At 51.8% G+C, this 22,511-nt stretch carries 23 protein-coding genes and 1 tRNA gene; 16 read left to right on the plus strand and 8 right to left on the minus strand.

The genetic code is table 11. The annotated features are described in order from the left end of the window. Window positions 1–23 precede the first annotated feature (23 nt). Window positions 24–497, plus strand: coding sequence for an NAD(P)H-quinone oxidoreductase subunit N (gene ndhN, locus NEA10_RS03985; RefSeq protein ID WP_252663923.1), 474 nt, complete (start codon window positions 24–26; stop codon window positions 495–497). Between the two features lie 89 nt (window positions 498–586). Here ndhN (NEA10_RS03985) and NEA10_RS03990 read toward each other — a convergent pair whose 3' ends face one another. Then, window positions 587–1,279 (minus strand): Uma2 family endonuclease, encoded by a 693-nt coding sequence (locus tag NEA10_RS03990; RefSeq protein WP_252663925.1) that lies wholly within the window; start codon window positions 1,277–1,279, stop codon window positions 587–589. Between the two features lie 87 nt (window positions 1,280–1,366). Between NEA10_RS03990 and ndhN (NEA10_RS03995) the strand changes: the two genes are divergently transcribed. Further along, window positions 1,367–1,621 carry an NAD(P)H-quinone oxidoreductase subunit N gene (gene ndhN, locus NEA10_RS03995; RefSeq protein WP_252663926.1) on the plus strand — a complete coding sequence of 85 codons (255 nt, stop codon included), beginning with the start codon at window positions 1,367–1,369 and terminating at the stop codon, window positions 1,619–1,621. 3 nt (window positions 1,622–1,624) lie between these two features. Here the strand turns inward: ndhN (NEA10_RS03995) and NEA10_RS04000 are convergent, their stop codons facing one another. Next, window positions 1,625–2,401, minus strand: a complete 777-nt coding sequence (locus tag NEA10_RS04000) for a Uma2 family endonuclease (RefSeq protein ID WP_252663928.1) — start codon at window positions 2,399–2,401, stop codon at window positions 1,625–1,627. Window positions 2,402–2,544: 143 nt separating this feature from the next. Between NEA10_RS04000 and NEA10_RS04005 the strand changes: the two genes are divergently transcribed. The 8 genes from NEA10_RS04005 (at window position 2,545) to NEA10_RS04040 (ending at window position 10,843) form a co-directional block, all read left to right on the plus strand. Next, window positions 2,545–3,222: a Uma2 family endonuclease gene (locus NEA10_RS04005; protein WP_252663929.1), complete on the plus strand. Its 678-nt coding sequence runs from the start codon at window positions 2,545–2,547 to the stop codon at window positions 3,220–3,222. 218 nt (window positions 3,223–3,440) lie between these two features. After that, entirely contained in the window at window positions 3,441–5,111 is a 1,671-nt protein-coding gene (locus NEA10_RS04010) for an NACHT domain-containing protein (RefSeq protein ID WP_252663930.1), read from the plus strand. Between the two features lie 110 nt (window positions 5,112–5,221). Beyond that, window positions 5,222–5,482 carry an AbrB/MazE/SpoVT family DNA-binding domain-containing protein gene (locus NEA10_RS04015; protein ID WP_252663931.1) on the plus strand — a complete coding sequence of 87 codons (261 nt, stop codon included), beginning with the start codon at window positions 5,222–5,224 and terminating at the stop codon, window positions 5,480–5,482. Further along, window positions 5,470–5,799: a type II toxin-antitoxin system PemK/MazF family toxin gene (locus NEA10_RS04020; protein WP_252663932.1), complete on the plus strand. Its 330-nt coding sequence runs from the start codon at window positions 5,470–5,472 to the stop codon at window positions 5,797–5,799. The genes NEA10_RS04015 and NEA10_RS04020 overlap by 13 nt, the downstream gene beginning before the upstream one ends. Window positions 5,800–5,888: 89 nt before the next feature. After that, window positions 5,889–8,429 (plus strand): HEAT repeat domain-containing protein, encoded by a 2,541-nt coding sequence (locus tag NEA10_RS04025; protein ID WP_252663933.1) that lies wholly within the window; start codon window positions 5,889–5,891, stop codon window positions 8,427–8,429. A 382-nt stretch (window positions 8,430–8,811) separates the two neighbouring features. Then, window positions 8,812–9,201 (plus strand): hypothetical protein, encoded by a 390-nt coding sequence (locus NEA10_RS04030; RefSeq protein ID WP_252663934.1) that lies wholly within the window; start codon window positions 8,812–8,814, stop codon window positions 9,199–9,201. Window positions 9,202–9,443: 242 nt separating this feature from the next. Beyond that, window positions 9,444–10,469 (plus strand): ABC transporter permease, encoded by a 1,026-nt coding sequence (locus NEA10_RS04035; RefSeq protein ID WP_252663935.1) that lies wholly within the window; start codon window positions 9,444–9,446, stop codon window positions 10,467–10,469. A gap of 131 nt (window positions 10,470–10,600) precedes the next feature. Next, entirely contained in the window at window positions 10,601–10,843 is a 243-nt protein-coding gene (locus NEA10_RS04040) for a DUF8620 family protein (RefSeq protein WP_252663936.1), read from the plus strand. Here NEA10_RS04040 and lepB read toward each other — a convergent pair. Further along, window positions 10,793–11,410 (minus strand): signal peptidase I, encoded by a 618-nt coding sequence (lepB, locus tag NEA10_RS04045; RefSeq protein WP_252663937.1) that lies wholly within the window; start codon window positions 11,408–11,410, stop codon window positions 10,793–10,795. The genes NEA10_RS04040 and lepB overlap by 51 nt on opposite strands. Before the next feature lie 127 nt (window positions 11,411–11,537). Here lepB and NEA10_RS04050 point away from each other — a divergent pair, with 127 nt between their 5' ends. After that, window positions 11,538–12,104 (plus strand): Uma2 family endonuclease, encoded by a 567-nt coding sequence (locus NEA10_RS04050; protein ID WP_252663938.1) that lies wholly within the window; start codon window positions 11,538–11,540, stop codon window positions 12,102–12,104. Window positions 12,105–12,115: 11 nt separating this feature from the next. On the opposite strand, the gene NEA10_RS04055 is transcribed toward NEA10_RS04050, so the two are convergent. From NEA10_RS04055 to NEA10_RS04070, 4 genes are all read right to left on the minus strand, one after another. After that, window positions 12,116–12,940: an alpha/beta hydrolase family protein gene (locus tag NEA10_RS04055; protein WP_252663939.1), complete on the minus strand. Its 825-nt coding sequence runs from the start codon at window positions 12,938–12,940 to the stop codon at window positions 12,116–12,118. A gap of 17 nt (window positions 12,941–12,957) precedes the next feature. Further along, the gene (locus NEA10_RS04060; RefSeq protein WP_252665287.1) at window positions 12,958–13,194 is read right to left on the minus strand and encodes a ferredoxin-thioredoxin reductase variable chain; all 237 of its coding nucleotides are present in this window, start codon (window positions 13,192–13,194) and stop codon (window positions 12,958–12,960) included. A 149-nt stretch (window positions 13,195–13,343) separates the two neighbouring features. Continuing rightward, a complete protein-coding gene (locus NEA10_RS04065) occupies window positions 13,344–13,919 on the minus strand; it encodes a Crp/Fnr family transcriptional regulator (protein WP_252663940.1) in 576 nt (191 codons plus the stop codon). Window positions 13,920–14,114: 195 nt separating this feature from the next. Continuing rightward, window positions 14,115–16,628 (minus strand): glycosyltransferase family 39 protein, encoded by a 2,514-nt coding sequence (locus NEA10_RS04070; RefSeq protein WP_252663941.1) that lies wholly within the window; start codon window positions 16,626–16,628, stop codon window positions 14,115–14,117. Window positions 16,629–16,708: 80 nt separating this feature from the next. On the opposite strand from NEA10_RS04070, the gene NEA10_RS04075 reads away from it, so the two are divergent. From NEA10_RS04075 to NEA10_RS04085, 3 genes are all read left to right on the plus strand, one after another. After that, a complete protein-coding gene (locus tag NEA10_RS04075) occupies window positions 16,709–17,164 on the plus strand; it encodes a PPC domain-containing protein (RefSeq protein ID WP_252663942.1) in 456 nt (151 codons plus the stop codon). Between the two features lie 155 nt (window positions 17,165–17,319). Continuing rightward, window positions 17,320–17,392 (plus strand) — tRNA-Phe (locus NEA10_RS04080). Between the two features lie 41 nt (window positions 17,393–17,433). Further along, window positions 17,434–18,036: a Uma2 family endonuclease gene (locus NEA10_RS04085; RefSeq protein ID WP_252663943.1), complete on the plus strand. Its 603-nt coding sequence runs from the start codon at window positions 17,434–17,436 to the stop codon at window positions 18,034–18,036. Window positions 18,037–18,045: 9 nt separating this feature from the next. Here NEA10_RS04085 and NEA10_RS04090 read toward each other — a convergent pair whose 3' ends face one another. Continuing rightward, window positions 18,046–19,308: an L-lactate MFS transporter gene (locus NEA10_RS04090; RefSeq protein ID WP_252663944.1), complete on the minus strand. Its 1,263-nt coding sequence runs from the start codon at window positions 19,306–19,308 to the stop codon at window positions 18,046–18,048. A gap of 161 nt (window positions 19,309–19,469) precedes the next feature. Here NEA10_RS04090 and NEA10_RS04095 point away from each other — a divergent pair, with 161 nt between their 5' ends. Together NEA10_RS04095 and NEA10_RS04100 are read left to right on the plus strand one after the other, a co-directional pair. After that, window positions 19,470–20,954, plus strand: coding sequence for a hypothetical protein (locus NEA10_RS04095; RefSeq protein ID WP_252663945.1), 1,485 nt, complete (start codon window positions 19,470–19,472; stop codon window positions 20,952–20,954). Further along, a complete protein-coding gene (locus NEA10_RS04100) occupies window positions 20,947–22,380 on the plus strand; it encodes an aminotransferase class I/II-fold pyridoxal phosphate-dependent enzyme (RefSeq protein WP_252663946.1) in 1,434 nt (477 codons plus the stop codon). Before NEA10_RS04095 ends, NEA10_RS04100 begins: the two co-directional genes overlap by 8 nt. The last annotated feature ends 131 nt before the right edge of the window (window positions 22,381–22,511 follow it).

Below are 22,511 nucleotides of genomic sequence, written 5' to 3' on the forward strand. Positions count from 1 at the left end.
AACGGAATCTTACGACTTCAATTATGGGACTCTTGATCAACGGTAAAAAATTTCTGCGAGACCTAGAGACGGCGGGGTCACTGGCTGTCTATGCTCCCCTCGAAGGTGGCTTCGCCGGTCGCTATCAACGGCGCGTCCGAGCCGCTGGCTATAGCAACGTCACCCTCAACGCTCGGGGGTTAGGAGACTTAGCCGCCTATCTCATGGGGGTTCACGGGGTGCGTCCGCCCCACTTAGGCAAAAAAGACTATGGCGATGGTGCAGTGGGTCCGATCGCCTATCTGCCCCCAATCGTGACCACGGAATTGGAGAATCTCCCCAAAGATTGCAAAGGGCTATTACTTTGGATTATCGATGGTCGGGTTCTTTCCCGTCAAGAACTGGAATATCTCACGGCCCTGCCCAAAATTGAACCCCGCGTTAAGGTGGTGGTTGAAGTGGGTGGTGAGCGGTTTGTCCGCTGGATGCACTTGGAAGAAGCCCTGGTTCCGGCGTAATTCTCTCTCGATTTCCCCCAAGGTCACCCCAACCCCCCAGTTTGCCCTCAGACTGGGGGGTTCCTTTGCCAACGCTAACAGGTTAGGAGTTATTCATCTATCTCTTGTCCCAGTTGTCGCAGACGAGCCTCCAGTTCACGCACTCGTTGCTCGGCATTGTCGGCCCGCTGACATTCAGCTTCGGCCCGCTGACGTTCAGCGTCGGCTTGTTTAGCCAGTTCCGTGGGGGTGAGAAACCGCTGTCCATCAGGGCGATAGATGGTGAACTGGTCTTCTTGTAGGTCAAAGCGAATCCCTAAGCGGGGACTGGTCCAGGTTTCGGGGCTGTCGATGACGCTGAGTCCACCGGCTTCATCCCGCAGCCATCCGTGAAAATCGAGGCGATCGGGGTCGAAGATGTAGTATTCTTCGACGCCATATTGGTCGTAGAACTTGAGCTTTTTCGCCATTTCTTTCAGGCGATTGCCGGGGGAGAGAATTTCAAAGACGACTTGGGGTGCGATATTCTCTTCTTCCCATTGTTTATAACTGCCGCGATCGCCCTTCGGTCGTCCAATCGCCACCATGACGTCAGGAGCTTGGCGCAGTTTGTTATTACCTTCCTGGGGATACCAGAGTAAATCTCCAGCTACGAAGATATCGTCGCGGTCAGCAAAGAGAATTTCTAGGTTCTCCTTAATCGTGACAATCCAACGGAATTGCTTGGTGTTGTCGGACATGGGGTTTCCGTCACAATCGGGGTAGATGATGGGGGCTTGGGTTTTCTCAGAGGCGATCGTCATAGCAGTCATCCCACTGTTTAGGTGCGGCCATTGATGCTTCAAATTATAAGAAATCCTCCCAGGTCTGGGGCCTGACCCCGGCGACTGATGATAACCTCCAGCTTTAAAATAGAATCACTGTTGATTCACGCCAACCTGGACTCGGGGTTCACCCCCCTGTTCCTTGGTAAAAAATTTCTGCAAGACCTAGAGACGGCGCGGTCACGGGCTTTCTATGCCCCCCTCGAAGGTGGCTTCGCCAGTCGCTATCAACGGCCCATCCGAGCCACCGGCTCTAGCCACGTGACCCTCAAGGCTCGGGGGTTGGGAGACTTAGCCGCCTATCTGATGGGGGTTGATTAGGAGTCATTCATCTATCTCTTCTCCCAGTTGTCGCAGACGAGCCTCCAGTTCACGCACTCGTTGCTCGGCCTCATCAGCCCGCTGACGTTCATCTTCGGCCCGCTGACGTTCATCTTCGGCCCGCCGACGTTCATCATCAGCCCGCTGACGTTCATCTTCGGCCCGCCGATGTTCATCTTCGGCCCGCTGACGTTCATCTTCGGCTTGTTTAGCCAGTTCGGTGGGGGTGAGGAACCGCTGTCCATCGGGGCGATAGATGGTGAACTGGTCTTCTTGTAGGTCAAAGCGAATCCCTAAGCGGGGACTGGTCCAGGTTTCGGGGCTGTCGATGACGCTGAGGCCACCGGCTTCATCCCGCAGCCATCCGTGAAAATCGAGGCGATCGGGGTCGAAGATGTAGTATTCTTCGACGCCATATTGGTCATAGAACTTGAGCTTTTTCGCCATTTCTTTCAGGCGATTACCCGGGGAGAGGATTTCAAAGACCACTTGCGGGGCAATGTTCGCTTCTTCCCATTGTCGATAACTGCCGCGATCGCCCTTCGGTCGTCCAATCGCCACCATGACATCAGGAGCTTGGCGCAGTTTGTTATTACCTTCCTGGGGATACCAGAGTAAATCTCCAGCCACGAAAATATCGTCGCGGTCATCAAAGAGAATGTCTAGGTTCTCCTTAATCGTGACAATCCAACGGAATTGCTTGGTGTTGTCGGACATGGGGTTTCCGTCACAATCGGGGTAGATGATGGGGGCTTGGGTTTTTTCAGCAGCGATCGTCATAGCAGTCATCCCACTGTTTAGGTGCGGCCATTGATACTTAGAATTATAAGAAATTCTCCCGGGGCTGGGACATGAACCCGGCGACCGATGATGACCTCCAGCTTTAAAATAGAATCACTGTTGATTCACGCCAGCCTGGACTCATGGTTCACACCCCTGTTCCTTCAGAACTGCTCTACCCCGATTCGGACGGTAAACCGATGGCAGAAAACACGCTCCAGTATCGCTGGATTGTCCGTTTGGTGACCAACCTCAAGCAACTGCTTAAGGATGAGATGGCCTTTGTGGCCGGGGATTTGCTCTGGTATCCGCTTCCCATTGAGCGTCCTCCTGCACCTTGTCAGGCTCCTGATGCCATGGTGGTCTTGGGTCGTCCCGATGGCGATCGCGGCAGTTATAAGCAATGGGAGGAAGAGAACATCGCACCCCAAGTCGTTTTTGAAATCCTCTCCCCCAGCAACACCATGAGCGAGATGGCGGCGAAACAGCAGTTTTATGAGCAATATGGGGTGCTGGAGATGTTTTTCTATAATCCCCAATCCCTTGATTTTTGGGGCTATCAACGGCCAACGGTGACGGATCGCTTTATGTTAGTCACGCCGCTACATTTACCCTGGACCTCCCCACTGTTGAAGATTCGCTTTGAACGGTCGGAGGATGGGTTAGCCCTCTATTATCCCGATGGGGAGCCGTTTAAGGAACCGGGGGAGTTGTTTGCTGAACGGGAGCAGGCTCGACGGGAACGGGAGCAGGCTCGACGGGAACGCGATCGCGCCTTTGCCAAACTACGGGAGTTGGGGGTCGACCCGGAAACCCTTTAACTTCCCGGATTAGTCAGCTTCGCGGTCTAATTTTATTTAGGTGAGCATCAAATTACTAAACACCTATTAAGGCTATTGGGTACGGGTGACTTAAGGTGGTAAGTCTGGAAAGCTCCTCGTGACCCATGAAGCGGGCAAGGCGGTTTAGACCAATGATAACTGGCCTTTCCTGATTCTCCGGCCGCAGTGATAATCAATCTAGCTGTGGAGGCATCAACATGAACGTAGGCCGCAATAACATCCTCAAACTCACCATCGGAGGCGGCTGCGTCTTAGGTAGCTTGGCGTTTCCCGCCCTACTGGCTGCCGAAGGAGCGACATGGGGACCCATCTTAGCAACCGCATTAGGGAATGTGGCGGCGGGGAATACCGCCAATGCTGTTGATGCCTTAATCGCTGCCGGAGAGGGGGAAGTTTCCCTAGAAAATCATGACTTAACCAAAGCGGTGGGTAAGGCCATGGCCGCCGTCATCACCCTGGCCGCCAAACAACAGCCGGGAAAAACCGGCCAATATCTGAAAAAAATTGCCGCCCAGGCCAAGGATAACTGGGTCAAAATCGCCCAACAGGAACTGGCCCAACACCATTACCCGGAACTGCGAGAAGCCAAACTCGACCAATTCCTCACCCCCGAAGAATACCAACTCACCCAACAAGGCAACCTCACCGCTAACGAATGGGGGGATATTTTTATCCGCCTCAACATGGCAGCCAATAAAGGGAAAGGTGGTTTTCCCATTCCCGCCGAGGTGCGTCAAGAGGTGGGGGAATTACTCCATACCACCTTCCCCAAAGCCTTGCGAGAAACCCTCAAAGAAGACTTTGCGAACGATGGAAAAGCCTTTGCGGGGTTAACCTTGCAGTTACTCACGGGAATGCAGGCACAACTGAGTCAACTGCAAGCCAGTCAAGGGGGGGTGAATCCAGAGGAGTTCAGCCAAATTCTGCAACAGTTTCAGGATGTAGAAACCCGGTTAGGGGTCAACGTTAGCCAGCAGCAGGCATTTTTTACGGAGATTTCCGGCACAATTGAGTCGGGTTTTGCCGAAGTCTGTCACCGGTTCGGGGTGATGGAAACCCAGATTACGGAGTTGTTGCAAGGACTGGAAAGAACCCTCGAACGGTTGGTGGCAGAAATTCGCTCCCAGTTTGATGTGGCTAACCCCCATCTTTCCTTGGCAGAATGGCGAGCGATTGCTGAGTTAATGCTGGCTGAACGACAGGAATTAACGGCTAATCCGGCATTTAAGCGGGTGGATATTTATGTACCGTTGGCTTTGGTGGAACGTCGCCAAGTTAAGGAAGGCAAACTGGGGCAACGTCTGGACAACCGAGAACAGTGGGAACGGGAGGAAGAGACAATGACTCCTATCGCCGAGGATGCGTTTTTTACTCAGGTTTTGCAGCAGGGGAAAAGTCCGAAAAGTCAGGGCCGACGGATTGCGGTGATTGGGGAACCGGGGTCAGGAAAAACCACGCGGTTACAGGCGATCGCCGATTGGATATTGGCCCAACATCTCGGCATCCCGATTTGGATTGACTTGGGACAATTTACCGAACCGACTCTGGTGGATTATCTGGAAAACTGGCTGAAGTCGGCGGGGGTTGAAGGGGCGATCGCCTCTCTCCAAGACCATAAAGAGCATCTCTGGTTATTGATGGATGGCTTGGATGAAATGGTCGCCCGGATTGAACAGCCCCATGTGTCCCAGTTATTGACTGGGTGGGTGGGGTTTGGACGGGCAATTATTACCTGTCGGGTGAATGTGTGGGAAGCGGATAAAAATGCCTTCTCCGGGTTTGATGTGTATCGGAATTTACCGTTTGAGGCGCAGCAGATGGAAACCTTTATCCGACGGTTCTTTGCCCAGAGCGATCGAGAACAGTGATTCGATCTTGATTCTCCTTGATATCTTAGGATTGAACATCGAGCAACCCTTGACGACCCTTCCCAGGGTAGCTACAATGTAATCACATCTGCGTTTCAGATCATCTAAGCATGAGCAAAGTGATTAGAACCCGAATTGTTAAAATTGGCAACTCCCAAGGTGTGCGTATTCCTAAACTACTCTTAGAGCAAAGCGGTATTCAGGCAGATGTTGAAATTGAAGTGGAGGGCGATCATCTCACGATTCGCACCGCACGACGGTTACGCAACGGCTGGGATCAAGCCTTTGCAGCAATGGCGAAAGAACAAGATGATGTTCTTCTGGATCAAGTCAACAGTACCGACTGGGAGCAAAGTGAATGGGAGTGGTAGCCCAGCGTTTTGATGTTTTTTTGGTTAATCTTGACCCGACAATTGGCAGTGAAATTCAGAAAACACGACCCTGTGTGATTATATCACCGGATGAAATGAACCGCCATATTGCCACGGTAATTATTGCACCAATGACGACAAAAGGGAAAGCCTACCCGACGCGAATTCCCTGCCAGTTTCAGGGTAAGGAAGGGAAAATTGTTCTGGATCAAATCCGCACCATTGATAAAACTCGATTGGTCAAAAAACTGGGTCAAATTAGTCCAGATGAGCAAAGTGGAGTTCTCGACACCTTGGCTGAGATGTTTTCCGAATGAGCCAATCGAGGGGGGGATGCGATCGCTCATTACCGGGACGATAAACGATGCTTTAGTGATTAGCTTTTGAGTTCTCAAAGCAGAATACCATGACAAATTCTACTCCAACTCCTGCCGATGCTCTAATTGCCGCTCTCCATGAACCGGGACGGGAACAGCTCCTTGATTTAGTCCAAAATCCCTTGCGTTTGACCTTGCTCTGCATGATTTGGGATGGGTCATCGTTGCCGGATACTCAGGCGGAGTTATATGAGCGTTATCTGAGAAAGATTTATGAGTGGAATCGGAATTTGCATGAGTTGGAAAAGTATGCGGAACGTTGTGGGACGACTACCACGAAATTAAAGCATACTTTGAATCGGCAATTGGGGGAACTGGCAAAGGCGGCGTTGAATTTGCCCCAGGAGCGATTTCGGTTATCACAGGCGTTGGTGGAAGAGCATCTCGGGGAGGAATCGGATCAGACTTCATTGGGGTATTTGGCGTTGCGGTTGGGCTGGTTAAATCGGGTGGGCAGAGATGGACGCGGCGATAGTATTTTTGCCTTTTATCATGCCACATTTCAGGAGTATTTTGCAGCCTTGGCGGTGGAGGATTGGGATTATTTTCTGCCTCGGAATCATGTGGATTTTCCGGTGGCGGGGAAAGAGTATCGAATTTTTGAGAAGCAGTGGAAGCCGGTGATTTTGTGTTGGTTGGGGCGTGGGGATGTTAAGGGTGAGGAGAAGGAGGAGTTTATTCGGGCGTTGGTTGAGTTTGAGGATGGGTGTGAAAATTTCTATGGCTATCGTGCCTATTTTCTTGCTAGCGCAGGAATTTCTGATTTTAAAAAATGCACATTTGCTGATGAAATTGTCCAGCAGATTATTACATGGAGTTTTGGCTATTTTAATCCTGAAGAACAGAATTGGTTTACATTTCTCGCTCCTTTGGAACAGGAAGCTAGAGTTACTATCTTGCAAATGTGCCATGCAATTGTCGTTGATTCTTTAGTCGAGCTACTGGATCATACCCAAGATAAAAGTAGACGAATGCTAGTAGCAGCTAGTTTAGTCCAAATTGATCCTACTAATCAAGATGCGCTTATTGCTTTATTTGAGCAGATTAACCCTGCAACAGATATAGATAAATGTAAGGGGGAAAAATATAGCATAGAACAAATTAATACCGTTCTTAATACTGCTATTTATACTCTAGCTAATTTGATTAAAGATGATGAATCTATACTAAAGCAAATAGATATGGCTTTAGCTAATCTCTCTCATTCCGCGCCCAATGAATTCACAACAATGCAGGCATTAAAAATTTTAGAAAAATTTGGTATTGCTGATGAAGCCAATATCACGGCTTTAATTAAGTTGATTTCTACGACGGAGGATAATTCTATCCGAAGACAAGCAGCAGAAATCTTACAAAAAGTTTTATCGAAGCGAGATTCAGACCAAGGGTTAAAACTCAACTTAGATTTAAATAAGGCAATAGCAACCGCGATTATGTGTATAATATTTTTAGTTGTTAGAGAGCAACAATACACTGGATCTATTCGGCACAAAGTACAAAGAGTTGCCCATAGTACAAGAGATACTTGGCTGCAACTTGTAAGCGAGGAATTTTCTAAAAGTAGCTTTAACAACAGATTTAAGCCTGTAAGTATCTCTTCTTCCTCAGAAGGAATTCCGATAGTTTTTGTAAAGAGATTTAGTTCTTTTAAGATAAAGAATAATCTTACATTAAAAGAATGGAAATTACTTTTTAAACAGCTCTGTTTAAAAACTTTTATAGAGAGTGAAGTTAGTTTGCCATCAAAAATTTATCAAGATGTTTCTATCAAATTAGAAAAAAATTTTTCTAAAGCTTTATATGAGGTTATCAAAGAAGATATAGCAACCAATAACCAAGCTTTATTTGGGGTATTAGAGCAAATATTTCGTAAATTCAACCTTAAATATCAGCAAAGACAGCAAGCAAATGAACAGATTGCAGCACTTGTGATCACATTGAAAAATAACTTATCTGCTGAATCTTACCAGAATAACTTCGAGCAATTCGAGAAGTGTTATGAAGTCATCTGGACTTGTGCCGAAAACCTCCCCTATCCCGACTTTTACCAAGCCTGGCACAATCCCCCCACCACCCCTCATCCCGAAGTGGAAGACAACACCCCCGCCACCCCGACCCCCTTTACCCAACAGTGTAACCTCGCCCTTCTCCCCCAAATCCTCAACCAAGCCCTGCAAACCCACCCCGTCAACCACCAACCCATTTGCATTGATGGTAGCCGATTCAGCGACCCCAGCAACCCCGCCTTGCAAATCTACACCACTTTGAAAAAAGCCGGTTGTCCCCCCAGTCCCGACGGTAAACCCCGTACCATTGCCGAATTACAAGCCTACTGCGACGATGACCTCAGCGACCATCAAATTGCCCTCATCCTCTACGAAGAACCCACCGACCCACCCCCCCAAGGCTTTGATATCACCGTCCTCAATCAACTCGCCCGCTTTAGCCATCCCCCCATCGCCGTCATTCTCCCCCAACCCCTCCCAGAATGCCGACTCCCGCAATTCCTAGAACACAACCCCAATCTCATCACAACCCTCCTACAGTGGCTGCAACATCTCAAAACCTAGCAGCTACCCCCCTCAAACCGGTTTAAACTAGGAAATAATTTCCGACTGTCCTTACCCCCAAACCCTTTGTGTCCCGTTCTCGCGCTCGACAAGCTTACGTCTTAACCGGACTGCTCCTAGCGTTTGGGGAGTCAGGAGTTGCCAAATATTCATGTGCTACAATACCATCAAGTCTAGGATGTAATACCATTTTTCCATAGGCTTGCCGAACATCCCACAGCGAGGGGGGCGACCACCACTTCGACTATCGCTCAGTGACCACTCGGCTATCGCTCGCTGACCATTTTTCGGCCCTACAATTTTGTGTACCATACAAAAAATCCTCCCCTATATCCAGACAACCCGAAATCAACACTTATATAGATAGTATATAGACAGTGTTATGAGTCCTCAAATCACAATTACTTTACCCGATGAAATTTATCAACGAGCTGAACTCTTTGCGCGGCTTGCAAACCGAGATATTGCGAGTGTTTTAGCGGATACCATTCAACATTCCATTCCACCCGTCAAATCAGATATTCTGGACCTTCAACCCGTAGCCGAACTCTCTGACGAACAAGTTTTAACTCTTACAGAGTTACAGATGAAGCCAGAGGAAGATGCTCGATTCAGTGAATTACTTGATAGGCAGCAGGCAGGCATCATGAGCGAAAATGAGCAATTAGAGCTACAAGCTCTAATTCAAACCTATCAAGAGGGCCTTTTACGCAAGGCAACTGCCCTTCACGAGGCGGTAAAACGTAGATTAGTGGAACCCTTGAGCCAGTGAGTTCAATACCTGAAGACGTTCGACGGAGAGTGAGGGAAGAGGCAAATAACCCCTGTCGTTCTGGTCGTAGCCTTCAGACTAGCTGTTCTGGTTTTCTCTCTCCCCCACCCGTTTCAGACATCCTCCGAGTTCCCTACCATAAGACGTTCACATCGAGACTTACCGGGTCCGTTAGAGCGCAAGGCTTGTTAGGGGTTTAAAATAGGAAACAATTTCCGACTGTCCTTACCCCCAAACGCCTTGTGTCTCGTTCTCGCGCCCTACAAGCTTACGTCTTAACACGACTGCTCCTCGCCCCGCTGATGCTCTGGACGATCGCCACTGGTGTCTTCCTCCTGATGCGGGCCACCCCCGGCGACCCCGTCGATGCCATTCTCGGTCCCCGGGCCCCAGAAGCCTTCAAAGAAGAACTGCGATCGCAACTAGGATTATCCGGCTCCTTACTCGACCAATATCTCTCCTATCTCGGCTCCCTCCTCCGCTTCGACTTAGGAGACTCCGCCGCTCGTCGGGGACTCTCCGTCTGGGAGATTATCCGCGACTTCTTCCCCGCCACCGCCGAGTTAGCCGTCGCTAGTATGCTCGTGGCCGTCCTCATCGGCTTTGCGGTGGGAATGTTAGCCGCCTCCCGTCCCAACACCCCCTGGGATGCCGCTGGACGGATGTTTGGCATCCTCACCTACTCGGTCCCCGTTTTCTGGATGGGGATGGTCTTACAGCTTATTTTCTCGGTGCAATTAGGCTGGTTTCCCCTAGGAACCCGCTTCCCCCTCGGCGTTCCCACCCCCAACACCATCACCGGACTCTATCTCCTCGATAGTCTCCTGGCCCTCAACCCGCAACAGTTTTTTGCCGCTCTCTATCATCTCGCCCTCCCCAGTCTCACCCTGGGGATTCTCCTCAGTGGTATCTTTGAACGGGTGGTGCGGGTCAACCTCAAACAAACCCTCAAAAGTGATTACGTCGAAGCCGCCCGGGCCCGAGGTATTCCCGAACAACGAATTCTCCTGGCCCACGCCCTGAAAAATGCCTTAATTCCCACCATTTCTGTCTTAGGCTTAACCTTTGCGGCCCTGCTCAGTGGTGCCATTCTCACGGAAGTCACCTTCTCCTGGCCCGGCCTCGCCAGTCGCCTCTATGAAGCCATCTCCGCCCGGGATTACCCCGCCGTTCAAGGATTAGTCGTCTTCTTTGGGGCCATTGTCGTGGGCATCAGCATTATGATTGATATCCTAAATGCCTGGATTGACCCCCGTGTTCGCTACTAAGATGATGACCCCAAAAGTCATTACAAATAGTACACCAGGTGAGGGCAAAAGTGCCATATCCACGGGTATCCCCAATATACCCTTAGCTCTCGTCCTAGTTGAATTGTCCAAAAATCCTTAAATCCATCCCAATGCAGACTGTCTTAAACTGGCTCAACACCCTCTTAGTGGTGAACTTCTTTTTCGTTCTGGGGAGTTTACTCTGGTTGGCCCTGGCTGTTATCGGCCGGGGAACCGGTATCTCCCTCGGGTTAGACCTCTGGTATCGCCTTTGGGAACCCGTATTTACCCCAGCCATCGGCCTGCTGATGGGGGGAGCCTTATTAACTGGGGCGATCGCCCAAATCAACAAACGGCTCAACCGAGATGCTTAACCCCCCCAGGCGGTCAACGGGCCAAAAGCGAATCACCGCCCGTCCAATCACATTCTCAACGGGCAGAAAGCCCCAAATATGGGAGTCATTACTGTTGTTGCGATTATCTCCCATAACCATGAGACGGCCAGGAGGAACCGTCGCCGGTCCCCATTGATATTGGGGAGGTTCAGCGATATAGGGTTCTAGCTGCGGTTCCCCATTGAGATACAGCCGTCCATTCAGCACTTGCACCCTATCCCCAGACTGGGCAATCACTCGTTTAATAAACGCTTGCTCCCGTTGATAGCCCAGTCGCTGAAGTTGCTCTGGGGGGTGAAACACAATCACATCCCCCCGTTGCGGTGGCTGGATATAATAGGAAACTTTCTCAACCAGAAGCCGATCGCCCTGCTCCAACGTCGGCAACATAGAATCCGAGGGAATATAACGGGGTTCCGCCACAAAGGTTCGTAAGACAAAGGCAATCACCAGAGCGATGATAATCAGACGGATATTCTCCCCCTGCGATCGCCACCAAGGCGTAGAGGAAGCAGATTGAGGGCGATCATCAGGATTGGCGGTCATGTCCAGAGGGTAGACAGTTACAAATTCTCCCTAGAAGTCTATCATGCTCCCCCAAGAGAGCCGACCCAGCCCTTACAATGAAAACACCCCTGATTGCTGCCAGCCAGCCGCAGAATGAGAACCGCTCATGCTCAGACATTCCGAGACATCCCTAACCCTCGAAGAATTTCTGCAATCCCCCGAAACTCAACCCGCCAGCGAATATAACCAAGGGCGAGTCAGCCAAAAACCTATGCCTCAAGGACAACATAGCACCTTGCAGGTGGATTTAACTGAAACCATTAATGCCGCCACGAAACGGCAAAAGATTGCCCGGGCCTATACCGAAATACGTTGCATTATCGGCGATCGCGTCATTGTCCCCGATATCGGCGTATTCACCTGGGACCGCATTCCCACCGACGCTCAAGGTAATGTTGCCAATCAATTTAACCTGGCCCCCAATTGGCTCATCGAAATCCTCTCTCCCCATCAAGCCACCATTCCAGTCATCGACAAAATCCTCTACAGTCTTAACCAGGGAACAGACATGGGCTGGCTCATCGACCCAGACACTCAAACCATTGTCGTCTATCCCGCTCAACAACAGCCACAAGTCTTCCACAATAACGAGGCGATGTTGCCGATTCCAGACCCCATCCCTGCCCTCAATTTAAGTGCTGCTGACATCTTCGCCTGGCTGAAACATCCCTAACCCTGAAGCGGTTAAAACTCCCCTTGCAGCGACACCACAGAATCCGTTATCCCTAACATCTGTTGCAAATAGCCTCGGGCGATCGCATCCTCCAGAACCCAGGCTCGCAAAAACACCCCACTCCAACGAGCCAGATTCTCCAACGCCATGTCCTGAGCCACATCCGGTAAGCGAGGATCGAGGGGAGCCTGGGGAGGATTATTGACATTGGTAATCCCATAGTGGTTAGACCCCTCCACCTCTAAATAGAGTTTTGGGCCAGACTGCAACCGCTCATAGGTCTCTTGCACCTCCGCCGCTGGCATGAGACTATCACGACTCCCAGCCATAAGGGCAACAGGCAACCCATGACTGTCCAGGGGGCGATCGCCCGTGAACTCCACTGACATCACACTGCCATAAAACACCGCCGCCTTCAACGCCGAAGGCAAACTGTAATCCCCCGACATCAGCGGAACCGCCGAAGCATTCACCACCGCATCCAAGGCCACAATTCCTCCCTGAGAATGACCCAGTAGAGCCACCCGTTCGCTATCAATCCGTTGGAATAAGGGGGAATCCACCCGACTTCCCTCCCGACGTAAGCTCGCTTGTAAGTCCTCAAACAACCCCATCGAGGCAAATAACTCATCTCGGCGAGGTAAGCGAGTAATGGGATCGGGGATAGCCACCACAAAGCCGTACTGTGCCAGACGTTGGGCATAGTACGAATAGTGACTCGGGGTGACATTTAACCCCTTGAGGAAGATAGCTAAGGCTAACGGCCCATCACTAGCGGCGGGGTAATGAACGGTCACCGTCATTCCGCCAATCGTTTGGCTCGTCAAAGGCGACATGACGCTTAACCTCGGGATTAGTCTGCGATCGCCTCAACTTCCTCAGGACGAAAATGGGCCCGCAACTTTTTCTTACCCACCTTGAATATCACTTGAACCGGGAGATTAGCACTAATCGGCTTTCCGTCTAACTCCTCAATGATATCCAACACCTCACCCTCACTCCCTTTCATGTCAAACGGTTCATTACGATGTTCGGGGTGATGATAGACGATGACAGATTCTTTGACGCGGACTCGACTGCCGACTTCAATCGTTGACATGTGTTTGCTCTATAGTTCCCAACAAAAACGACGGACGATTCCATCATACGACTGACCGACCGCACGTTATGTATCTTGCCATAGAAGCTGTATCCGACAAAGCATCGAGACAATCTTGACCAAGAAATCACCCCATCGGCTTAGGACGGCAAGCTCTCAAGGCTCAGATGCCAACACTCCCGTCTACGTTCCATCAGACCCTCTTCTTCCAGTTGACCGAGAGTCCGTGTGACCGTTACCCGAGAGGTTCCTAGGATTTCCGCGATCGCCCGATGGGAGAGTTTCAGCTCAATCACCCGACCCTCAGCACTGCCATGACCGAACTTATAAGATAACCAGTGCAAAAAAACTAAGAGGCGATCGCGAATTCGTTCCTGACGGATAATTGCCAGAAGTTGTTGCGATTCTTGAGCATGATCAATCAGTTGTTCCGTCAGATGTCTCCAGTGAGAGCGAGGAATCGCCTGAACCTGGACATCACTGAGACATTCAATTTCATAGGGATGTACCCGGGATAGGGCCACCCCTACCACATCCCCAGCCGTCCATAAGCCCAAACTAATGGCTGTTCCGGCTTCATTCCAAGTCAGAGTTCGCACAACTCCCTGACTAATCTTCCAGAGCGTATCCGCCTCAGGAGGAATAAAACTCCGCTGGGGGAAGCGACGCAGGGTCAGGGGAGACAGAGCGATGGGAGGATTTTCAGTGGCAAACACAGCAATTTTCCAAACGCAGAACAGGAACAGAACCCGAGTAAAAAAGTGGGGACAGAGTGTCACGTCCATCCCCAGACCATGACATAAGAGGTTCGAGAGTCAAGGCTGTAATTACAAATCATTGTCAATTACCAACCCATCATAACTGACTCACCCGACTATTGCAACTAAATCTCAATAACTCCTTTCAAGGCCCTAAGAAGCACTCATCACCTCTAACCCCGAGGGCAACTCCCGGACCGCTCGCCAGAGATTGCCTCCCATCAGGGAAGCCACCCCATCGAGAAACTGCCATTCCGGGATATCTTGAGGTAACGCCTGCCCTTGGGCGATCGCCGCCTGAGCCGCCCAGGGATGTAAATCCAAGAGATTCACCACCGCCAGATAGGCATAAGCATAGGGATTCTGGCTATCCACCGCCACAACCCGTTCAAACGCCTCAATTGCCCGATCCGCCCGTTTATTGAGAATCCAAGCCAACGCCACCGTATAAGCCCAATCTGCCCGTTGAGGCTGTTGTTGCAAGCGAGCCTCCAAAGACTCAATCGCCACATCCAGATAATCCTGAACCGGGTCATACTGATTAATCCGAGCAATCTCCCCAAACATCTCATCAAAACCATCAATTCCCTGAGGTAGCACCTGAGCAAACTGCCGCAGTTGAGTGACCAAATCCAATTCCGGGGCCTCAACCACCGCCGCATTTGGGTCAACCGTCACCTGCACCGGAGGACTCTCAATCGCCTCAATCGTCCCCGTTTTCGGATGCAGCAACTGCACCGACAACCCATAAGTTCCCGGAGTCAACGTCGCCGGAGGGAACATCCCCAAGGTTTCCGAAACGCGAAAACGGCAACGCTGCGGCTGATTCTGACAGAGACTCTCCCCAGGAGCCGGCTGGTTCATCCATTCACGTTGACTGATGGCATGATCATGAATCCAGAAATCCTCACCATCCGTCCCTTGCCAAGTCACCAACAGCACCCCATCACGGATGGTTTCAGCCGCTCCCTCCCACTCATAAGTCACCGGAACCGCCGTCCCCGGGGCCACCTGTTCAGGAACCGTCACCTCTAGCAATTGCAGGCTCTGGGGGGATTGGCCCGTCTCCTGAGCCGTGACCCTAATCGGTGGAACCTGACGGCGATAGAGATTGAGAGTTTCCCCTTGAGGTAAGGGCCACTGCCGCCATAACTCAAAATCACCCCCCTCTTCTACCCGCCTCACCGTCTCCTCATACGCAGACGGGACCGAGCCAGGATCTCCCGTCTGCGTCACAAACCAAGAGAGCGATCGCACATCCGCCGCCACATCCTGCTCCCGAATCCCCACCTGACGGCCATAGACCTGGAAATTCGCCCGGGCCCCATAGTAATTGAGATTATGTTGATTCAAGCTCGGCGTCGACGGCAACACCCCCAGAGTCGTCCGTAAATAGGGCTGTTCCTCAATCAAACTGGCAATCACCTCCTGATGAGGGAACGGCTCCCCCACATAGACGCGGGATACCGTCGGCATAAACACCGAAATGGGTCGCAGTTGGAACGCCAACACCAACGCCGTCAGGGTCACAACTCCCCAACGAATCCGCCAGCCCCAAGCCATGAGTCCATAGGCGAGAATCAGAGACAGAATCGGCAACATGGGCAAAATGTAGCGGGGATTCTTATTCGGGTTGAGAGAACTAAAGAAATAACTGCCCAAGAGAATAATCGCCAACCAACGAACCGTTCCCGGCCGCAGGGGTGGAGCCTTAGGAACCTTAAAAATCGGTTCCATCATCCGTCTGGCTCCCAACAGCAGCAGTCCTCCCAGAGACCCCAACAGGAGAACCCAGGAGATGGGTTCAGGAAGATGAAAGAAATAATAGGTCCAAGCTTCAAGAGTTTGTAATGAGGGGTCTCCCTGTTCAGCCGCCGCCGTAATCGTCGCTCGTTTACTCCCCGTCAGCACCAGCAGCCAGTTGGTACGATACCACCAGCCCCAGATGAGAGCCGACCCCACCACAGCCGCCCCCAACTGCAAAAATCGTCCCCATTGGCGACTCAGCAGCAACGCCCCTAACGTCCAGAGAATGGGAACCACCAAAAATAGAGCAATGGACTGTTTTAAGAACACCCCCAACCCCAGGGAAAGCCAAAACAGAATCGCCCACCAGCCGCGATGATGCTGGCTATTACGCCAACGGGTTAAACTCCAGAGAATGGTCGAGGTGGCGGCCACGAGAGGATAATCCAGAACATAGTGAAAGCGGAACGTCACCAGGCCCGGAAACAGAGTGCAGAGTGCAGCGGCCCACAGGCCCACACGGGGTGAGGATAAATGCTGCCCCAAATCGAAGACTGTAAACAGCAGCAGTCCCGTCCAAGCGATATAGGGTAAAAAGGCGACTTGGCTGGAGAGTCCAAAGAGATTGTGGAAGGGAACGGTGATGAGATAAATAAAGGGGGGAATCTTGGAGGATAATAGCCAGAGATTCGTCCACCACTCTCCCGAAAACCAGTCTGGAGTTTGCAGGGCCCACCAGTAATTGAGGCTTCCCGTGAGGTAATCAGCCGTATCCCAGTCGGGAACCCCACGATCAATGGCTAGCCAGAGGCGATCAATGACAACGGCGATCGCCCAAAATATCAGTAAGGGAAGGCCCCAGGGTTTCCTGAAGGCGGGAAAAATCTGTGGAATCCGGTTCGCTAAACTTAAAGGGTGCATCCGTCTACAAAGTTTTATCAGGAATTGTCAAGCCAGATTGGTATAGTGCAGTGAATGGTTTGTGTTGTGAGGTTTTGTTTATGAAGTCTAAACCGGTCTCTCGCTTAACGCGGCATCTGGTCACGGTTCCCCTGATTACCTTGAGCTGGGTGATGACAGCTGAAGCCATCGAAAGCCAAAAGAACCTTTATAACCCTACCCGCTTACCGCCCAACGGTGAAGTGTCAGGGGTTCTCTCGGAAAATGATATTCCCACGGGACAGGGGGGGTTTGCCCATGACTATGTGGTGGAGTTGGAGGCAGGAGATCAAATTACCGTTGATGTTACCTCCGATAGCTTTGATACCATCGTCTCCTTGCTGACTCCCGATGGCCTGACGATCGGTGAGAATGATGACGGTCCTGATGGAACCACCAACTCACTCTTGTTCATGCGCATCCAACGCTCGGGAACCTATATTATCCGAGTTCGCGCTTTCGGAGCCGGAGGAACGGGTCCATTTAATCTTAGGCTAACTCGTCTACGGCCCATGTAATCGCCCAATCCCTATCAGTGGGGCGACTGGCTCCGCTGATACCCGGCTTGCACCAGGTCAGACAAATTTTTTGGCTGAGAGGGGTTGCCTTTTCAAAATACATCTGTTAGGATGTTTAAGCACTGAAAAACAGAGACGTTTTTGAGTCACCCCTAGCCGGGATAGCTCAGTCGGTAGAGCAGAGGACTGAAAATCCTCGTGTCGGCGGTTCAAATCCGCCTCCTGGCATTCTAATTTTTAGATTGATGTTGAGGGTTAGTCTGGGTCTAGTGACAACACTTCACATCCAAACCGAGACGGCTCCTGTTACGGTATCCCTCCCGGACTTGCCTCAGATGAGTCATGAGGAGTTCTTACGCTTTTGCCAGGCGAACGAACCCCTGCGGATTGAGCGGGCCGCCACGGGGGAGGTTGAAATTATGCCACCGGCGTTTTCCGATACGGGAAATCGTAACTTTAACCTAGCTCTACAACTGGGAATTTGGACAGAGCAAGATGGAACTGGCTTAGGTTTTGATTCTAGTGCTGGGTTTACCCTCCCTAACGGGGCCATGAGATCACCAGATGCGTCTTGGATAAGACGTGCCAAATGGGAGCGACTCAGTGAGGAGGAGAAGGCCTCCTTTGCGCCGATTTGCCCGGATTTTGTCGTGGAATTGCGCTCTAAAAGCGATGCACTGGCAACGTTGCAAGCTAAGATGCAAGACTACATCGATAATGGTGTCTCCTTAGCCTGGCTCATCGATCGCCAGCAACGTCGGGTTTGGATCTATCGCCCCCAACAGACTCCCCAATGTCTGGAAAACCCAGTACAGGTGAGTGGAGAGCCTGAATTACCGGGTTTTTGGCTAACCATGGACCGCATTTGGTAGAGGGTGGTATCACTCAGAAACTAGCAGTTTAGGGCGATCGCGCTTCAACATAAACGTGGCTAGAATAATGCCAACAATCGCCAACCCCCCCATGGGATAAAAAGCATAGACATAGCTTCCAAACCAATCCCGCAGTTGTCCCGCCACCAACGTTCCCAACAGGGCCCCCACTCCATAGGCCGTAAAGACAATCCCGTAATTTTGAGCATAATCATCGGGATTAAACAGCCGCAGCGTCGCCGTCGGGGCCAAGGCTAACCATCCCCCCAGAGAAAACCAGAACAGGGAAAACGCCACAATATAAGTCGCCACCTGTCCTTCCCCAGCATTCAGCATCAAAATGCAGCCAATGAGAATCAGGGTGTAGGAGGCGATCGCCACATAACGAGGTTGCAGGCGATCGCACAGCCAACCAAACAGCGGACGACTCACCCCATTAAACAGAGCAAAAATCGAGACACTGGTAGCCGCCATCGCTGAATCAATGGCAATCAATTCCTCACCCACAGGACTTGAGATCCCAATGGCACTTAAGCCCACAAACGTACCAATCGTATAACACATCCACAGTCCATAAAACGAGGGACTTTTAAGCATCTTATCCGGATAACTCACCGGAAGTGATCGCTTCTGTTGACCCCTTGCCGTTGGGCTAGGAATCCAACAGGTTGGCGGTAACGTCATCGTCGTCGAAATTGCCAAAATAATCAGGGTAAACGTCACCCCCAAAATCAACAAACTCCGTTGAACCCCATAGGTATCAATCAAACCTTTCGCCAGAGGTGCCGTCACCAGAGGGGACAACCCAAAGCCAACAATCGTCAACCCCACCGCCAGGCCCTTCTTATCCGGGAACCAACGAGCCGCCACTGCCATGGGAATCCCATAGGTAATCCCCACGCCAATTCCCGCAATCACACCATAGCCAAGAACCATCACCCCAATTCCATCGGCAAAACTCGCCAGACTATAGCCAATTCCCACCACGATGGCACCAATCGCCGTCATTAAACGAGTTCCCATGCGGGTAATATAGAACCCAGCAATGGGCATGGTGATGGCGTAACACAGCAGCGCAATCATATAGGGTAATAAACTTTGCGTCGCCGTCAAATTCAGTTCGGCTTCCAGGGGTCTCCTAAAAATACTCCAAGAATAGACCGTCCCCAAACAGAGTAAGACAAGCATTCCCAAGGGAATCAGAAACCACCGCCCCCGTTCAGCGGGAAGTCCAAACAGTGTTAGGTCTGATCCCTGTGTTGAGCTATTCATCACTGACCCTTCTTGATAGATTTCTAAAATCTATAAGAATCAAGAAAGATAATCAAGTCCAGTCGAGACATTCCTTAACATCCAGACCATCGGCCAAAATTCCGGTCTCTATCTGGGTTACAATCGGGACAACGCAGAGACGCAGATGGGGCCCAAGGACGTTGTCTACATACACAGGTCGTTATCAAAGCCGGTTTTTTAACTTTGTCGCTGAACAGTCCCTGCGATTAAGTACGGCAACCGCCAAAGCCGCCCGCCACGTCCGCTTTGCGGCGCAGACCGCCGTGCAAGCGGTGCTGTATCCAGTTTACGCCATCTTCCAAACCGCTCGCCGTCTCGATCGCCAATTCAGCAGCCGCAGCCGTCAGGCCAACCCACTTCCCGCCTGCGATCGCCCCATCGAAGACGTCCTCGAAGAAGTCGAACGGCTCAACCTCACCTCAGAGCCAATTCGCGGCATTGCCAGTTCCCGTGCCGACGGACAGTTACAATTAGTCAGCCCAGAGAATCGCCCCCTGGATGTGATTCCACCCTCCCAGCAAGACCATCTCGATCAGTATCTTCTCCAGGCGATCGCCAGCTATTGGCATCAAACCCTCAAAGCCGTACGTCCCGCCCCTAAACCCTATCCCGTACGAATCTTTAAGCGAGCCATGGTTTGGGTGCAACGGAGTCCCCTAGCCCTGAGCTTAAACTGGTTTAACGAATCCGAGTTAGTCAAAACCCCCCGTCCCTCTCGTCAACTTCCCGAATCCGAACCCCAGGGATTCCCCCTCTCCCCCCAAGCCGTCGCCCTCATCGATCGCCAAATCGCCCATCTCGAAAACGAGTATCTTCTCCCCATCGTCGAAGAACCCGAGCCAGCCTGGGTAAAAATCCAACTCATTGTCAAAGCGGCGTTCGATTACTTTTTCGGCTCTAACCCAGAGACTCCTGACGAAGCGACCCCTCCCCAGACTGGACTGAAACCCCCTAGCAACAGATCCCCCTCCCTCAGCGGAACCCAACAGCGGCAACTCGCCGCCGCCCCTGGGGACCTCAAGCGTCAGGGACCAACCTCCTTACAAGGCTTTGAACCGAGTGGCGATGGTTCCCGCTTATATGAGCGAGTTCAAGAACTCATTGAACGGGCGATCGCCTACTTCTTCAACCTCGACAGTCCCCATCATCCCAGGACAGACCAGACGGTCAGCTTACCGGACCCCTGGGACAGTCCAGAACTGCCCCCAAAACATCCCTTACAGGTCATCGCTGGAGCCACCGCCGCCATTCCCCTCCCAGAAGGCGTCCGCCTCAAAACACCCTGGACGGAGTTGTGCCAACCCCCCCTACGCCCCGAGGCTCCTGGAGAACTGGTGTCTCCCCAAGCTCCCAAGTCCGGTAAACCTCAAACCGTTCAAGCCACGAGTTCACCCTTAGCCCAGTCTCAACCCTCAGAAACACCAGGGGAGCTAACCTCAGTAGACCGCTACTCCAAACAAGAATGGCAACCGGAGTTTAAACCCGAATGGATTGAGGCCTATGTGAACGATGTCCACTATGTCCGACATCCTTTAGAAACCGTCTTACATTGGCTCGATAGCCTCTTAGTCAAGCTAGAAACTTGGGTCATCAATCTCTGGAAAACACTATTCAACCGTGACTAATTGGCCCGTCCAATCGAGGACCCCCTTCTTAGACGCTCTCAAAACCCAAGCCAATGCCCCTCAAACCCCCTTTTACTTTCCCGGCCACAAACGGGGAGGGGGAATTGCTGAACCCTTAAAAGATTGGCTCGGAGATGCGGTTTTTCAGGGAGATTTACCCGAACTGCCGAAACTGGATAATCTCTTCCAACCCCAGGGCCCGCTTCGGGACGCCCAAGACTTAGCAGCAGCAGCCTTTGGCGCTCAACAGACCTGGTTTTTAACCAACGGGTCCACCGCCGGGGTGATGGCCGCCATTTTAGCCACCTGTCATCCTGGGGAGAAACTGGCCCTAGCGCGAAATAGTCATCAATGTGCGATCGCCGGTCTAATCCTAGCGGGAGTGGAGCCAGTCTTCATTCAGCCAGAATACGACGCCACCTGGGATATAGCCCTGAGAGTCAGCCCAGAAGCCCTAGAAACCACCTTAAATCAACATTCCGACATCAAAGCCGTTTTAGTCGTCTCACCCACCTATCACGGAGTTTGTAGTGATATTGCCCCCTTAGCCGACTGTTGCCATCGTCATCAGATCCCCCTAATTGTGGACGAAGCCCATGGGGCCCATTTAGGCTTTCATCCCCAATTGCCCCCCTCGGCCCTACAGAGTCATGCTGACCTGGTAATTCAGTCCACCCATAAGAGTTTAACCGCCCTGTCCCAAGGCGCGATGTTGCACTCTCAGGGCGATCGCATCAGCCGCCAGCGTCTGCAAGCCAGCCTACCCCTCGTACAGTCCACCAGTCCCAACTCCCTGATTCTCGCCAGCCTAGACATGGCCCGCCAACAAATCGCCACCCAGGGACACCAGCACTTACAAGCCTGTTTAGACCTCGCCCAACAGGTGCGATCGCACCTCAGCCAACTCCCCGCCGTCGCCCTGTCCCCCCACGCCGACGACCCCACCCGTCTCACCCTACGGCTTGGCCAGCAAAGCGGCTATCATCTCGACGAACAACTCGCCGCCGACTTTGGAGTCCTCTGTGAACTACCACAACAGCATCATCTCACCTTCGCCCTAACCATCGGCAACCATCCCATCCACGGCGAGGAACTTCTCCAAGCCATCACGCAACTGGCCCAAGCCGCCCCAACCCCAGCCCCCCTCGCCCTCAGTCCCTTACCCCCACTTCCCCCCATGAGTCTCACTCCTCGTCAGGCCCATTTCGCCCCCAAAGAAACTCTCCCCCGCCACCAGGCCCTGGGACGGATTTCCGGAGAACTCATTTGTCCCTATCCCCCAGGGATTCCCCTCCTGATTCCCGGCGAACGCATCACCGAGAGCGCCCTAACTCAACTCAGCAGCACCCTAGCCGCCGGAGGCCTCTTAACAGGTTGTCAAGATATAACAGGAGAACATCTACAGGTCATAGCCAGGACTAGCTAACAAGGCAGCTCAAGTTGTCTGTTGGGGGGGGGCTTTTCTTCATAGCCTTTGTTTGCTGCAAGTTTTCTGTTATAATATCGCCGTAGTCTGGACAAAGTTCGTGGGTTTTGCCTATCTTTAAATACTAAAAA

This window comes from Phormidium yuhuli AB48, assembly GCF_023983615.1.
Lineage (GTDB): Bacteria > Cyanobacteriota > Cyanobacteriia > Cyanobacteriales > Geitlerinemataceae > Sodalinema > Sodalinema yuhuli.

What these genes read in the sequence shown, in the direction of transcription:
- lepB (WP_252663937.1), bottom strand. Translation starts at nt 11,410, where the DNA reads ATGACCGCCAATCCTGATGATCGCCCTCAATCTGCTTCCTCTACGCCT.
- NEA10_RS04025 (WP_252663933.1), top strand. Translation starts at nt 5,889, where the DNA reads ATGACAAATTCTACTCCAACTCCTGCCGATGCTCTAATTGCCGCTCTC.
- NEA10_RS04050 (WP_252663938.1), top strand. Translation starts at nt 11,538, where the DNA reads ATGCTCAGACATTCCGAGACATCCCTAACCCTCGAAGAATTTCTGCAA.
- NEA10_RS04000 (WP_252663928.1), bottom strand. Translation starts at nt 2,401, where the DNA reads ATGACGATCGCTGCTGAAAAAACCCAAGCCCCCATCATCTACCCCGAT.
- NEA10_RS04075 (WP_252663942.1), top strand. Translation starts at nt 16,709, where the DNA reads ATGAAGTCTAAACCGGTCTCTCGCTTAACGCGGCATCTGGTCACGGTT.
- NEA10_RS04005 (WP_252663929.1), top strand. Translation starts at nt 2,545, where the DNA reads ATGGTTCACACCCCTGTTCCTTCAGAACTGCTCTACCCCGATTCGGAC.
- NEA10_RS04040 (WP_252663936.1), top strand. Translation starts at nt 10,601, where the DNA reads ATGCAGACTGTCTTAAACTGGCTCAACACCCTCTTAGTGGTGAACTTC.
- NEA10_RS04030 (WP_252663934.1), top strand. Translation starts at nt 8,812, where the DNA reads ATGAGTCCTCAAATCACAATTACTTTACCCGATGAAATTTATCAACGA.
- ndhN (WP_252663923.1), top strand. Translation starts at nt 24, where the DNA reads ATGGGACTCTTGATCAACGGTAAAAAATTTCTGCGAGACCTAGAGACG.
- NEA10_RS04010 (WP_252663930.1), top strand. Translation starts at nt 3,441, where the DNA reads ATGAACGTAGGCCGCAATAACATCCTCAAACTCACCATCGGAGGCGGC.
- NEA10_RS04020 (WP_252663932.1), top strand. Translation starts at nt 5,470, where the DNA reads ATGGGAGTGGTAGCCCAGCGTTTTGATGTTTTTTTGGTTAATCTTGAC.
- NEA10_RS04015 (WP_252663931.1), top strand. Translation starts at nt 5,222, where the DNA reads ATGAGCAAAGTGATTAGAACCCGAATTGTTAAAATTGGCAACTCCCAA.
- NEA10_RS03990 (WP_252663925.1), bottom strand. Translation starts at nt 1,279, where the DNA reads ATGACGATCGCCTCTGAGAAAACCCAAGCCCCCATCATCTACCCCGAT.
- NEA10_RS04090 (WP_252663944.1), bottom strand. Translation starts at nt 19,308, where the DNA reads ATGAATAGCTCAACACAGGGATCAGACCTAACACTGTTTGGACTTCCC.
- NEA10_RS04070 (WP_252663941.1), bottom strand. Translation starts at nt 16,628, where the DNA reads ATGCACCCTTTAAGTTTAGCGAACCGGATTCCACAGATTTTTCCCGCC.
- NEA10_RS04055 (WP_252663939.1), bottom strand. Translation starts at nt 12,940, where the DNA reads ATGTCGCCTTTGACGAGCCAAACGATTGGCGGAATGACGGTGACCGTT.
- ndhN (WP_252663926.1), top strand. Translation starts at nt 1,367, where the DNA reads ATGATAACCTCCAGCTTTAAAATAGAATCACTGTTGATTCACGCCAAC.